This window comes from Streptomyces barkulensis (assembly GCF_002843305.1).
In the GTDB taxonomy this organism is placed as follows: domain Bacteria; phylum Actinomycetota; class Actinomycetes; order Streptomycetales; family Streptomycetaceae; genus Streptomyces; species Streptomyces barkulensis.
The window spans coordinates 18,929-32,549 of the sequence record NZ_PGSG01000102.1 but is presented as its reverse complement, the minus strand read 5'-3'; the positions used below and the strand labels follow the sequence as shown (position 1 = coordinate 32,549).

General features: G+C 74.2%; 8 protein-coding genes. 1 reads left to right on the top strand and 7 read right to left on the bottom strand.

Features of this window, described 5'->3' with window-relative positions; all coding sequences use genetic code 11:
• Positions 1 to 4: 4 nt before the first annotated feature.
• Together qcrB and CUT83_RS20640 are read right to left on the bottom strand one after the other, a co-directional pair.
• Complete coding sequence (gene qcrB, locus CUT83_RS20645; RefSeq protein ID WP_101257328.1) at positions 5 to 1,636, bottom strand: cytochrome bc1 complex cytochrome b subunit; 1,632 nt, start codon at positions 1,634 to 1,636, stop codon at positions 5 to 7.
• A gap of 217 nt (positions 1,637 to 1,853) precedes the next feature.
• Entirely contained in the window at positions 1,854 to 2,858 is a 1,005-nt protein-coding gene (locus CUT83_RS20640) for an SDR family oxidoreductase (protein ID WP_101257327.1), read from the bottom strand.
• Between the two features lie 314 nt (positions 2,859 to 3,172).
• Between CUT83_RS20640 and CUT83_RS20635 the strand changes: the two genes are divergently transcribed.
• Complete coding sequence (locus tag CUT83_RS20635; RefSeq protein WP_101257326.1) at positions 3,173 to 6,226, top strand: FAD-binding and (Fe-S)-binding domain-containing protein; 3,054 nt, start codon at positions 3,173 to 3,175, stop codon at positions 6,224 to 6,226.
• 146 nt (positions 6,227 to 6,372) lie between these two features.
• Here CUT83_RS20635 and CUT83_RS20630 read toward each other — a convergent pair whose 3' ends face one another.
• The 5 genes from CUT83_RS20630 to CUT83_RS20610 all read right to left on the bottom strand — a co-directional run bounded on the left by CUT83_RS20630 (position 6,373) and on the right by CUT83_RS20610 (position 13,615).
• Positions 6,373 to 7,512: an enolase C-terminal domain-like protein gene (locus tag CUT83_RS20630; RefSeq protein WP_240958392.1), complete on the bottom strand. Its 1,140-nt coding sequence runs from the start codon at positions 7,510 to 7,512 to the stop codon at positions 6,373 to 6,375.
• Entirely contained in the window at positions 7,509 to 9,314 is a 1,806-nt protein-coding gene (locus tag CUT83_RS20625) for a thiamine pyrophosphate-requiring protein (protein WP_101257345.1), read from the bottom strand. The genes CUT83_RS20630 and CUT83_RS20625 overlap by 4 nt, the downstream gene beginning before the upstream one ends.
• Before the next feature lie 225 nt (positions 9,315 to 9,539).
• Positions 9,540 to 11,333: a glycoside hydrolase family 15 protein gene (locus tag CUT83_RS20620; protein ID WP_101257344.1), complete on the bottom strand. Its 1,794-nt coding sequence runs from the start codon at positions 11,331 to 11,333 to the stop codon at positions 9,540 to 9,542.
• A gap of 153 nt (positions 11,334 to 11,486) precedes the next feature.
• Positions 11,487 to 12,326, bottom strand: coding sequence for a hypothetical protein (locus tag CUT83_RS20615; protein ID WP_101257325.1), 840 nt, complete (start codon positions 12,324 to 12,326; stop codon positions 11,487 to 11,489).
• Complete coding sequence (locus CUT83_RS20610) at positions 12,326 to 13,615, bottom strand: VWA domain-containing protein (protein ID WP_101257324.1); 1,290 nt, start codon at positions 13,613 to 13,615, stop codon at positions 12,326 to 12,328. Before CUT83_RS20610 ends, CUT83_RS20615 begins: the two co-directional genes overlap by 1 nt.
• Between the last annotated feature and the right edge of the window lie 6 nt (positions 13,616 to 13,621).

Genomic DNA, 13,621 nt, shown 5'->3' with positions numbered 1-13,621 from the left:
CCGGTCACTCCCGGGTGCCGGCGTGCTCCAGTTCACCGGGGTCGCCGGGCTCGCCGGAGCGTTCGGGCATGGGCATCCGCGCCGCGTCCCGGTAGTACCAGCGGCTCAGCGCCGCCCGTACGCGCCGCGCCCGCCTTCCTTGCGGACCGGGCTCCAGCGGGCGCGGCACCTGCCGTGCCCGGGCCCGCAGCACACCGCGCTCGTGCGGGGACAGCTCCCGGTGGGAGGGCTGGAAGCCGCCCTCCACCGACTGCCGCACCTCTCCCGTCGGCTCGCCCTCGGCCAGGCGTTCGGTGTCCCGCTCCCGCAGGGCCAGGCACAGCCGCTTGGTGAGGGCGAAGACCAGCACGGGCGCGAGGAACAGGGCCGTCCGGAAGAACCAGAGCAGTGTGTTCAGCGGGATGTGCAGAACGTGGGAGAGCACGTCCTGGCCGCCCGCCGCCAGCAGGACCGCGTAGAAGGTGACGCCGGCCGCCCCCAGTCCGGTGCGGACCGGGTGGTCGCGGGGCCGGTCGCACAGGTGGTGTTCGCCGGGGTCGTGGGTGATCCACCGCTCGAAGAACGGATAGGCGTACAGCACCAGGAACATGGCCGCGGGCAGCAGCAGCGCGGGGACCAGGGGGTTCCACGCCACGGTGTGGCCGGCGACCGTCGTCTCCGCCCCGGGCATCAGCCGCAGCGAGCCCTCCAGGAAACCCACGTACCAGTCCGGCTGGGATCCGAAGGAGACCTTGTCGGGGCGGTAGGGGCCGTACGCCCAGACGGGGTTGATCTGGACCAGGCCGCCGGCGAGCACCAGGACGCCGGCGACCGCGAAGAACAGGCCGACCGACTTGGCGGTGTACTGGGGGAACAGCGGCTTCCCCGCCACGTTGCGGTTGGTGCGTCCCGGCGAGGCCCACTGGGTGTGCTTGTGGTAGACGATCAGGAACAGGTGGAGCACGATCAGGCCGACCAGCAGCCCCGGCACCAGCAGGATGTGCAGCGAGTACAGACGGGGGACGATGTCCTCACCGGGGTACTCGCCGCCGAAGACGAAGAAGGCGAGATAGGAACCGATCACCGGGACGGACAGCATGATGCCCTCGGTGATCCGCAGTCCCGTCCCCGACAGCAGGTCGTCGGGGAGGGAGTAGCCGCTGAACCCCTCCAGCGTCGCCAGCAGGAAGAGGGTGACCCCGACCGTCCAGTTGGCCTCGCGCGGCCTGCGGAACGCCCCGGTGAAGAAGATCCGCAGCATGTGCACGGCGATCGCGGCGAGGAACACCAGCGCGGCCCAGTGGTGCGTCTGGCGGACCAGCAGACCGCCGCGCACGTCGAAGCTGATGTCCAGGGTGGAGGCGTACGCCTCGGACATCGACGCCCCCCGCAGCGGCGCGTACGAGCCGGTGTACACCGTCTGGGCCATGCTCGGTTCGAAGAACAGCGTCAGGTAGACACCGGTCAGCAGCAGTACCGCGAAGCTGTACAGGGCCAACTCGCCCAGCAGGAACGACCAGTGGTCGGGGAAGACCTTGCGCAGCAGTTCGCGGCCGGCCTCGGACACCGGCAGCCGCCGGTCCAGTGTGCGGTAGCCGTACCGCGCCGCCTCCTGCGCCTCGTTCCTCCACCGCGCTCGTCTTCTCGACAGCAACATCGACCGCCCTCTCTCGCCTCCACCGCGCGAAGCACGCCAGTGCCCGCCGATCCGTGTGCCAAACGCCGGACGCGCGGCGTTCCGGCGGGAGGGGGCCGCGATCTCGGCGGACGGGGCGTCCGGGGGACCACCGGCCGGGTCCGCGCCCTCGGCCGCCCGGAGTCCCGCCCCGGCGGCCGGTACCGGGGTCTCGCCGACGAGGAGGGGCGGGCCGCGGTCACCCGGTGGCCCGGCGCAGGAGGGCGTACCCGGCGCCGGTGAGCCCGGCCGCGGCGCCGGCCGTCACGGCGGGGTGGCGGGCGGCCCACTGCTGGGGGCTGAAGCCGTGGGCCTGGCCGTCGAAGGCGCCGTGGGTGCCGTGGTCGGTCCTCTCGTCCGCCGGCTCCCACAGGTTTCCCGGTCCCGGCCGCGTGGGCGTGCCGGTCTGCTGGGAGTCGAATCCGGTGCGGGCGAGATAGCGGTCCAGCAGGCCCGGTGCGACGGCGTTGGCCAGCAGGGTGAGCACGGTGGACGTTCCCACCCAGTACTCCCGGCGCCGGGGGCGGTCGGCGGCGTGCAGGACGGCGCGGGCGGCCACCTCCGGCTGGTAGATCGGCGGCACCGGCTGGGCGTGCCGGGGCAGGCGGGAGAGCAGCCAGCCGAACTGGGGGGTGTTGACGGCCGGCATCTGCACCATGGTGATCCGCACGCGGGATCGGTCGTGCAGCAGTTCGCAGCGCACCGACTCGGTGAATCCCTGGATGGCGTGCTTCGCGCCGCAGTAGGCGCTCTGCAGCGGGATGCCGCGGTAGGCGAGCGCGGAGCCGACCTGGACGACGGTGCCGCGGTCGCGCGGCAGCATGCGCCGCAGGGCGGCCCGGGTGCCGTTGACGTATCCCAGGTAGGTGGCATGGGTCGCCTGCCGGAACTCATCCGGGGTGATGTCGGTGAACCTGGCGAACACGGAGGTGAAGGCGTTGTTGACCCATACGTCCAGGGGGCCGAACTCCTCCTCCGCCCGCCGGGCCGCCTCCTCGGTCTGCTCCGGGTCCGCGACGTCGGCCCGGACGGTCAGGGCCTGCCCGCCCGCCTCCCGGACCTCCCGTGCCGCGGCCTCCAGGCCGGCGGCGCCCCTGGCAACGAGCGTCACGCGGGCGCCCCGGGCGGCGAAGGCCACCGCGGTCGCCCGGCCGATGCCCGCGCTCGCCCCCGTCACCAGGACCGTCTGTTCCCTGTTCACCATGCGCTCCTCACTTCGCGGCTCTGCCCGGTCCGGTGGGACGCGGCCCGCCCGGGCGGGCCCGCAGGGGTGCGGGTAACCGGTTCGGCGCGGAGGTAACCGGGGCCGGGGCGAGGGCGCCCCGCGGCCGTGGGCGGCCGGTATGGCGGTGCCGGAGGGGGTTTCGTTTCCGTTCTCCCGGTTACCGGGGCGGAGTTCGGCCGTCGGCCGGTGGAGCGGCGGGCGCCTTCCGCACCTCGGCGGCGGACGCCCGCGCACCGTACGGAACCGCCGGCCGGCACCGCGTTCAGCAGCTCCGGAAACCGGAAAGGCGTCACATGGCTCCGACCGACCTCCCCCTGCCCGTCGTCCGCCGGCCCGATCCCGACCCCGGTGTCGACGTCCAGGCTCTGGAGAGCGCCCTGCGCGAACGGGTCGACGGCGAGGTCCGCTTCGACACCGGTACCCGGGCGGCCTACTCCACCGACGCCTCCAACTACCGGCAGGTGCCGATCGGGGTGGTGCTGCCGCGCACCCCCGAGGCGGCCGAGGAGGCGGTGGCGGTGTGCCGGGAGCTCGGGGCTCCGCTGCTGTCGCGCGGCGGTGGCACCAGCCTGGCCGGGGAGTGCTGCAACACCGCGGTCGTGCTGGACTGGAGCAAGTACTGCGACCGCCTGGTCTCCGTCGACCCCGAGCGGCGCACCTGCGTGGTGGAGCCGGGCATCGTGCTGGACGAGCTGAACCGGCGGCTGGCCCCCCACGGCCTTCAGTACGGCCCCCGGCCGGCGACCCACCCGAACTGCACGATCGGCGGGATGATCGGCAACAACTCCTGCGGGTCCACGGCGCAGGCGTACGGCAAGGTGGTCGACAACGTCCGCCGGCTGGAGGTGCTCACCTACGACGGTCTGCGGATGTGGGTGGGGTCCGCCGGCGAGGAGGGGCCGGAGCGGCCGGCCGCCGGCGAGGGCCGCGCCGCGGAGATCCACCGGCGGCTGGCCGCGCTGCGCGACCGCTACGCCGGCCTGATCCGGGAGCGCTACCCCGACATCCCCAGGCGGGTGTCCGGCTACAACCTCGACTCCCTGCTGCCCGAACACGGCTTCGACGTCGCCGGGCTGCTCGTCGGCTCGGAGTCCACCCTGGTGACCGTGGTGCGGGCCGAGCTGGACCTGGTCCCCTCCCCCGCGCACACCTCGCTCGTCGTCCTGGGCTATCCCGACATCGCCACGGCCGCCGACCACGTCCCCGCCGTCCTCCGGCACGAGCCGCTCGCGCTGGAGGGCGTGGACCGCCGGCTGGTGCACTTCCAGCGCGTCAAGAACCTCAACCCCGACGCGCTGGAGGAACTCCCCGAGGGGGACGCCTATCTGATGGTCCAGTTCGCCGGCGACACCCGCGAGGAGGCGAGGGACAGGGCCCGCGCCCTCATCGACGCGGGGCCCGGGAACGTGGGCCACACCTGGTACGGCGATCCGGAGCGCATCGGCGAGCTGTGGATGGTGCGCGAGTCCGGCCTGGGCGCCACCGCCCACGTCCCCGGTGAGCACGAGACCTGGCCGGGCTGGGAGGACTCCGCCGTCCCCGTCGAAAGGCTCGGCGACTATCTGCGCGATCTGAAGGCGCTGTTCGAGGAGTTCGGCTACGGCCGGCCGTCCGTCTACGGCCACTTCGGGCAGGGCTGCGTGCACACCCGCATCCCCTTCCACCTGCGTTCGGCCGACGGCGTCGCCCGCATGCGGGCTTTCGTGGAGCGTGCCGCCGATCTGGTGACCTCCTACGGCGGCTCGCTGTCCGGGGAGCACGGGGACGGCCAGGCCCGGGGCGAGCTGCTGGGGAAGATGTTCGGGCCCGAACTGGTCGAGGCGTTCGGGCGGCTGAAGGCCGTCTTCGACCCCGGCAACCGGATGAACCCCGGCAAGGTCGTCGCCCCCTACCGGCTGGACGAGAACCTGCGCCTGGGCGCGGACTACCGGCCCTGGGAGCCGGAGACCGCCTTCGCCTACCCGCACGACGACGGGAGGTTCAGCAAGGCCGCCGCCCGCTGCGTCGGGGTGGGCAAGTGCCGCTCGCTGGAGGGCGGCGTGATGTGCCCCAGCTACCGCGTCACCCGCGAGGAGGAGCACTCCACGCGCGGCCGGGCCAGGCTGCTGTTCGAGATGGTCCGCAACGGCTCCCCGGTGGACGACGGCTGGCGCTCGAAGGAGGTCCACGACGCGCTCGATCTGTGCCTGGCCTGCAAGGGCTGCAAGAACGACTGCCCGGTCAGTGTCGACATGGCCACCTACAAGGCCGAGTTCCTCCACCACCACTACGCGGGCCGGCCGCGTCCGGCGGCGCACTACTCGATGGGCTGGCTGCCCGCCGTCGCCCGGCTGGCCGCGCCGGTGGCACGGACGGTCAACGCCCTCCTGCGGGTTCCGGCCCTGGCCCGGGCCGCCAAGGCCGTCGGCGGCATCGCCCCCGAGCGGCAGATGCCGGTCTTCGCCGAGCAGCGCTTCACCGACTGGTGGCGCGAGCGCGGCGGGCCGCGCGGGGACGGCCGGCGCGGCGAGGTGGTGGTGTGGCCGGACACCTTCACCGACCACTTCCACCCCTCGGTCGGACGGGCCGCGGTGGAGGTCCTGGAGGCCGCCGGTTTCCGGGTGAAGGTGCCCGGGGGCGCCGTGTGCTGCGGACTGACATGGATCTCCACCGGGCAGCTGGGCGTCGCCCGGCGCGTGCTGGGGCACACCCTGGACGTGCTCCGCGAGGACCTGCGGCGCGGCACCCCGGTCGTCGGCCTGGAGCCCAGCTGCACCGCCGTCTTCCGCGCCGACGCCGTCGAGCTGATGCCGGACGACCCGGATGTGGAGCGGCTGCGGGAACAGACCCGCACCCTGGCCGAGCTCCTGGCCGAGCGTGCGCGGGACTGGCGGCCGCCGGCCGTGGAGGCCCGTGCGGTGGTGCAGCGCCACTGCCACCAGTACGCGGTCATGGGCTTCGACGCCGACCGGGAGCTGATGGAGCGGGCCGGTATCGAGACCGACGTGCTCGACGCCGGGTGCTGCGGACTGGCCGGCAACTTCGGTTTCGAGCGCGGCCACTACGAGGTGTCCATGGCCTGCGCCGAGCAGGGACTGCTGCCCGCCGTCCGCGAGGCCGGCCCCGGCACCCTGGTGCTGGCCGACGGGTTCAGCTGCCGCACCCAGGTCGAACAGGCCGGCACCGGGCGTACCCCGCTGCATCTGGCGGAGGTGCTGGCCGCCGCGCTGCGCGGCGAGGACGCCGTGCCGCGGCGCCCGGCGGCGCCGGGCCCGCGGGCGCTGCTCGCGCCCGCCGCTGCGGCCGGGGCGGCTGTCCTGGCTCTCCTCACGGCCGTCCGGCGCGGACGCCGCCGGGGCGGCGGATGACGCACGGGCACGACGGCGGCGACCGCCACCGCGCCCCGGGGGCCGCAGGGCCGCCGGGGCGCGGTGCTGCCGCGGTGATGTCGCGGTGATGTCGCGGTGATGTCCGGGCGTGTCCCGGGGCGGTGCCCCGAGGCCGGTCGGCCCGGTCAGCCGGCCCGGTAGGTCTCGGCCGTCTCCCGGCGCAGCTCCAGCCCGTGCCCCGGGGCGCCGGAGGCTCCCGGCGCGACGGCGCCGCCCCGGGGGTCGAGGGTGCCGCGGAAGAACATCTCCTCGATGCGGACGTGGTCGTGGAACCACTCCAGGTGCCGCGCATTGGGCACCGCGGCGGCGGCGTGCGCGTGCAGGTGCGGGGCGCAGTGCCCGGAGATCTCCAGGCCGAGGGACTCGGCGACGGCCGCGGCGCGCAGCCACACGGTGACGCCCCCGCAGCGGGTGACGTCCGCCTGGAGGCAGTCCACCGCCCCCGAGCGGGCCATCCGGGCGAAGTACGGCAGGTCGTAGCCGTACTCGCCCGCCGCGACGTCGGCCAGGACGAGGTCGCGGACCTCCCGCAGGCCGTCGAGGTCGTCGGAGGAGACGGGTTCCTCCAGCCAGGTCACCCCGGCGTCGGCGAAGGCGGCGGCGACACGGACCGCCTGCTTGCGGCCGTAGCCGCCGTTGGCGTCGGCGTACAGTTCCGTGTCGTCGCCGACGGTGTCCCGGGCCAGGGCGATCCGCTGGAGGTCGCGGGCCTCCCGCCGCCCCCAGGACTCGGCGATCTTGATCTTCACCCGGGGGATGCCCTGCTCCTGGGTCCAGCCGAGCAACTGCCGCCGCATCCGCTCGTCGTCGTAGGTGGTGAACCCGCCGCTGCCGTACACCGGGACCCCGGCGCGCACCGCGCCGAGCAGGCGGACCAGCGGCAGGCCCAGCAGACGGGCCTTGAGGTCCCACAGGGCGGTGTCCACCGCGGAGATCGCGCACGCGGCGATGCCCGGGCGGCCGGTGTTGCGCACCGCCCGTGCCATGGCCTCGTTGGCGCCGGGGACGTCGAGGGCGTCGTGCCCGGTCACGATCCCCGCCAGCTTCCCGGAGACCACCCGGGCGGCGGCCGGGGAACCGTAGGTCCATCCCAGGCCTGTGGTCCGGCCGGCGACCGCCTCGACCAGCACCATGGTGGTGGAGTCCCAGGTGAGGGTGCCGTCGCCGCCGGGCAGGTCGGTGGGGACGGTGAAGACCGACACCTCCAGGCGCTCCACGGCCGGGCCGGTGCCGGTGCCGTGGAGCGCGGCGGGCGGGGCGCTCACTCGCCCTGCTCCTCCTCGGGGCGCTTGCCTCCGGGGAGGAACTCCTGCACCTTGGCCTTGACCCCCTGCCGGACCATCGAGCCCCGGTCGCTGTCGCCGCGCAGGATCGCGGAGGCGGTGGCCTCCATCTGGTCCCAGGTGGCGTGCGGGGGGATCGGCGGCACGGCGGGGTCGGTGCGCACGTCGATGACGAAGGGACGGTCGGCGGCCAGCGCCCGCTCCCAGGCGGTCCGGACGTCGTCCGGCTTCTCCACGCGCGCCCCGTCCAGGCCGAACCGGGTGGCGATCTCGGCGTAGGGCAGGTCGGGGATGTGCTGGGACTCCTCGAACTGCGGAGCGCCGCTCATCGACCGCATCTCCCAGGTGACCTGGTTGAGGTCCCGGTTGTTCAGCACGCACACGATCAGCCGCGGATCGGACCACCGGGAGTGGTACTTGGCGGCGGTGACCATCTCCATCAGGCCGTTCATCTGCATCGCCCCGTCACCGACCAGGGCGATGACCGGCCGGTCGGGGTGGGCGAACTTCGCCCCGATGGCGTAGGGCACGCCCGGCCCCATGGTCGCCAGCGTGCCCGACAGCGAGCCGCGCATCTCGCCCCTGAACCGCAGGTGGCGGGCGTACCAGTTGGCGGACGAGCCGGAGTCGGCGGTGACGATGGCGTTCTCGGGCAGCAGTCCGTCCAGCGCGTGCACCACGTACTCGGGGTTGACCGGGTCGGCCTCCAGCGCGGCGCGCCGCTGCATCACCTCCCACCAGCGGGAGACGTTCCCCTCGACGGTGTGCCGCCAGGAACGGTCCTCCTTGCGGTGCAGCAGCGGCAGCAGCCGCTCCAGGGTGGCGCGCGCGTCACCGACGAGGTTCACCTCGAAGGGGTAGCGCATGCCGACCATGTGCGGGTCGATGTCGATCTGCACCGCGCGCGCCTGGTCGAGGTCGGGCATGAACTGGGTGTACGGGAAGTTGGAACCGACCACCAGCAGGGTGTCGCAGTCGCGCATCAGCTCGTGGCTGGGCCGGGTGCCGAGCAGGCCGATGGCGCCGGTGACGTAGGGCAGCGTGTCGGGCAGGACGTCCTTGCCCAGCAGCGCCTTGGCCACCCCGGCGCCGAGCACGTCGGCGGTCCGCTCGACCTCGCTCCGCGCGCCCCGGGCGCCCTGGCCGATCAGCACGGCGACCTTCTCGCCGGCGTTGAGCACCTGCGCCGCCCGCGCGAGGTCCTCGTCCGCCGGGACCGGCGCGGACCTGCCCAGGCCGAGGCTGGAGGGCACCATCTTGAACTCGTGGCCCGGCGGGGTGTAGTCCAGTTCCTGCACGTCGGCCGGGATGATGACCGCGGTCACCGTGCGCCGGCCGTAGGCGGTGCGGATCGCCCGGTCGATGAGGTTGGGCAGCTGCTCGGGCACCGTCGCCGTCTCGCAGAAGTCGGAGGCGACGTCCTTGTACAGGCTGTTCAGGTCGACTTCCTGCTGGTAGGAGCCGCCCATCGCGCTGCGGTTGGTCTGGCCGACGATCGCCACCACCGGGACGTGGTCGAGCTTGGCGTCGTACAGGCCGTTGAGCAGGTGGATCGCCCCGGGGCCGGAGGTCGCCGCGCACACCCCCACCCTGCCGGAGAACTTCGCGTACCCCACCGCCTGGAAGGCCGACATCTCCTCGTGCCGGGACTGGACGAACTTGGGCTTGTCCCCCGCCCGGCCCCACGCGGCCAGCAGACCGTTGATGCCGTCCCCCGCGTAGCCGAAGACATGGTCCACCCCCCACTCGCGCAACCGCAGCAGGACGTAGTCGGCCACCTTCATGTTCGCCACTCGTCTCTCCGTTCCCTGTGTCGTGGAAGTGCCCGGCCGCCGCATCGCCGTGGACGCCCTTCCCCCGCGGTCGGTGGCGGAGCCGGCGCCTGTCCGTTCCACGGGCGGCGGGCCAACCGCTTGGGTAACCGTGCCGCCCGGCGCGAAACATCGCCCGCTTCCGTTCACCCGGTACCGGCGCCCGCGGCGGAGGGGCCGTGCCGCCGCGGGCGCCGGTCAGGGGCGTCCGGCCGGAACGAGGCCGTCATCGCCGCCGAGGGGCGGGCCGAGGCGGGCCGCGCACTCCAGCAGCAGGGCGTGGACGAAGGCCTGCGGCAGATTGCCGCGCAACTGCCGCTGGGAGACGTCCCACTCCTCGGCGAACAGGCCCGGCGACCCGCATGCCGACCGGGTGCGTTCGAACCAGCGCATCGCCTCGACGGGCGCGCCCTCGGCGTGGGCGGCCAGGGCCATCATGAACCCGCACAGCAGGAAGGAGCCCTCCGCGTCTCCCAGCGGCCGCCCGCCGTGACGGAACCGGTAGACGTAGCCGTCCTTGGTCAGGTGCCGCATCACCGCCTGCCGGGTGAGGGCGGGGCTCGCCTCCCCGTGCGGCACGGCTCCCCGTGCGAGGGGGAGCAGCAGTGCCGCCTCCACGCCGGTGTCGTCCGCGGCGCGCTGCCAGTGGCCGTCACGGTGCAGACAGCGGCGGCGGGTGGTCCTCAGCATCCGGTCGGCCAGCCGTGACCAGTCGTCGGACGGGGCGTCCCCCAGCCGGTGGGCGAGGTCGCGCAGGCCGACGACGCAGGCCAGCCGTGAATGCGTCCACCAGCGCCTCTCCAGCTCCCACAGGCCCGCGTCCGGCTCCTCCCAGCGGTCCCTCACCGCCCGGGCGGCGACGCGGGCGGCGCGGACCGCCTGGCCGTCCAGCATCCCGTGGCGGTCCGCCGCGGCGAAGAGCTGCAGCACCTCGCCGAAGACGTCGAGTTGGAACTGCCGTCCGGCGTGGTTGCCCGCCCGGTTCGTGCCGCCGGGGTAGCCGGTGAGCGGCAGGAGCCGCTCCGCCGGGAGCGGCCGGCCGTCGACGGTGTAGGCGGGGCGCAGGTCGGGGCCGTCGTCCAGCACCCGCTCGGTGACGAACCGCACCGTGCGCTCCAGCAGTGGATGGGGGCCGTGGGCGGCGACGGCCGTTCCGGCGTAGGCCTGATCACGGATCCACGCGTAGCGGTAGTCGTAGTCGCGGCCGGTGTCGGCCCGCTCGGGCAGGGACGTGGTGGCCGCCGCGACCATGCCGCCGGTGGTGCTGGTCAGACCGTTCAGCACGGCGTACGCCATCCGGGCGTCGCGGGGGGCGGCCGTGGTCGCGCAGTCGGGCACCGCGTCCGCCCACCACCTGCCGGTGGCCTCCCACAGGGCCGACGGGTCGGGCGGGGCGGCGTCCGCCCGCGTCCCCGCACCGATCTCCAGGACGAGATCGTGGACGCCGCCCTCCGGCAGACGCAGCTCCGCGCACAGCCCGTCGGAGGAGGCCCTCGCGTGTCCGGCGCCGGTCAGCCGCAGCCACGACCGGCCGCTGACCGCCTGCCACACGCCGCCGTCGCGGCGCAGACCGGTCATGGAGTGCCGCCCGTAGTCGGCGCGCACATCCAGGTCCATCAGGACGCGGGCCTCACCGCGTACCGCGCGGATCTGCCGCAGCAGCACGGCCCGTCCGGGTTCGGCCGGGGCGGCCAGCGCCTCCCGGCAGGAGATGACGGCGTCGCGCGTCACCCACCGGCTGACGCGGATCAGCGTGCCGTCCTCGTAGTACCCGCCCCACACGTTCCACCGGTCACGGGGGCGGACCCGGAACCCGCCGGGACCGCCGAGCAGCCCCGAGAAGACGGCGTCGCTGTGCCAGGAGGGGGCGCACATCCAGGCCACGTCTCCGCGCGGGCCGATCAGGGCCCCCCTCTCCCCGTCGGCGACCAGCGCGTAGTCACGCAGGACCCACGGCTCGGCCACAGGTGCTTCGGTTGCGGAACTCTCCATCCAGCCCCCGCTTCCCAGCCGTTCGGGCGCCAAACGGACTTCACCGCGCCCCGTCGTCTCCGGGCTCGGCGGCCGCCCGTGCGAAACGCCCGGCCGGGAAACCCCGGCCGGGCGCACGCGCGAGCCACCGGTGAGCGGCGGGCCCGGGCGGTCTCAGGCGTTCGGCGGCACGTGCCGCGGGCGCCCCGAGCCCCGCGTCAGTGCGTGTCCCCCGATACCCGCGAGCGCCGCCAGCACCGCGCCGGACGCCGTCCACACCCAGCGGTCGGACCACCAACCCGACGACCAGCCGTCGTCCGGCTCGATGGCCGACAGCACCGCCGAAGCCCCGGACTCCTCCTCGGCCTCGTCAGCGGCACCGGCACCGGCACCGGCCTCGGCCTGCCGCCGCTCCATCGCGACGCCCGGTATCAGCGGCTCGGCCAGCCGGCCGTCCACGGCCGCCGCCCCGCCCATGTCCTTCGACTCCACCCGTACCTCGGCGGCCATCGGCTGCCCGAGGTCGGCCGTCCGTACGCCCACCGCCGTCAGCCGGAGGTAGTACGTGCCCGGCAGCGGATCGTTGGCCCACGGCTCCGACCAGGCCCGCACCGAGCGCAGCACGCACGCCAGCTCCACCGACTCGGTGCCCGCGGCTGCCGTGCGGGTCTGCGCGCCGTACTGGCATGCCTGACGGCGCCTCAGACCGTCGTAGACGTCGATCTGCCAGGTCTGCGCCGCGTGCTGCGCGGGGAGTTTCACCGTCGCCCGCACCGTGGGGCGCTGACCGGTGTCGGCCGGGAACGACCAGTACAGGTAGTCACCGGCCGAGGCGTTCGCCGTCGCCGTGCGCCCCTGGTCGATCTCCGTCGCCGTACGGAACGACGTGCCCGCCGACGTGGGCGCCGCATCACCGTCGGACGGGCTCGCCGACGGTGTCGAGTCGGCCGCGGCGGGCCCCGCCGCGAGGCCGAGCGTCAGCAGCGCGGCGCTCACCACACGTGTGATCCACATCAGTTGGTCCTCCACACCGCGACACGCCAACGCGACAGCCAGCCCCACACCATGCCCGCGAGGAAACCGGCCACCACCAGGACACCGAGCAGCCACCAGCCGCGGCCGAGCCCGAAGGAGGCCACGTCAGCGGCCTGCGACGGGCCGTCGACCACGTCCACGGTCAGCTCCAGCGGCAGACCGGGGCTGGTCTTGACCCCGGACGCCGCCGAGAAGGAGTTCGTCACCCGCAGACACACCGTCTCCGCCTCGGCCTCCGCCTCCTCGTCGTCGTCGCCGCCGCCGTCGCCGTCGCTTTCCGGTTTCGGGTAGCGCAGACCCGTGGAGATCACGTCGGTGCGGCCGTTGCCGGCCGCCTCGCCGCGCACGATCTCCCGGCCGTGCACCGTGACCGCGCGCAGCAGCACCCCGTAGTCCGGGTTCACCGCCCGGTCCGCCGCCACGCTCACCGAGGCGCGCAGCTCCTGGCCGGGCGCCACGTCCACCCGGTACCAGCGCTCCTGGCCGAACTCCTCGCGGTCGGTGTACAGGCCGGACTTCAGGACCGGCGCGTCGGCGCACCGCTCCGCGCCCTCCACGGCCACCGGCGTCACCACCGGGTCGGCCGCCCGTTCCACCAGCTGGTTGACCTTCTCGGTGAGCTCGTCGGTGTGCTCCACCGAGGTGTAGGTGCCACCGGTGGCCTCGGCGATGCAGCTCAGCTGCCGCCGCATCTTGGTGTTCGGCACCAGGCCGAGGGTGTCGATGGTCAGGCCGATGCCCTTGGCCGCGATCTCCCGGGCGACCTCGCACGGGTCGAGCGGGGCGCAGGTGTCCTCGCCGTCGCTGATCAGCACGATCCGCTTGGAGCCGGTGCCGCCGTCGAGGTCGTCGGCGGCCTTCAGCAGGGCCGGCCCGATCGGTGTCCAGCCGGTCGGCGTCAGCGTGGCCACCGCCGTCTTGGCCTCGGTGCGGTCCAGCGGGCCGACCGGGTACAGCTGCGCGGTGTCCTTGCAGCCCGTCTTCCGGTCGTCGCCGGGGTAGTCGGCGCCGAGTGTGCGGATGCCGAGCCGTACCTCCTCGGGGGTGGCGTCCAGCACCTCGTTGAACGCCTGCTTGGCCGCGGCCATGCGCGACTGTCCGTCGATGTCCCGCTCGCGCATCGAGCCGCTGACGTCGATCACCAGGTTGACCTTCGGCGCGTCCGCGGTGGTCTCGTCGGCGGCCGCCCCGGCCGGGAACGCCAGCCCGGCGGCGAGTACGGCGAGCAGGGCTCCGAGGCCCATCGCCGACCGTTGTTTTCTGATCATCGGCGG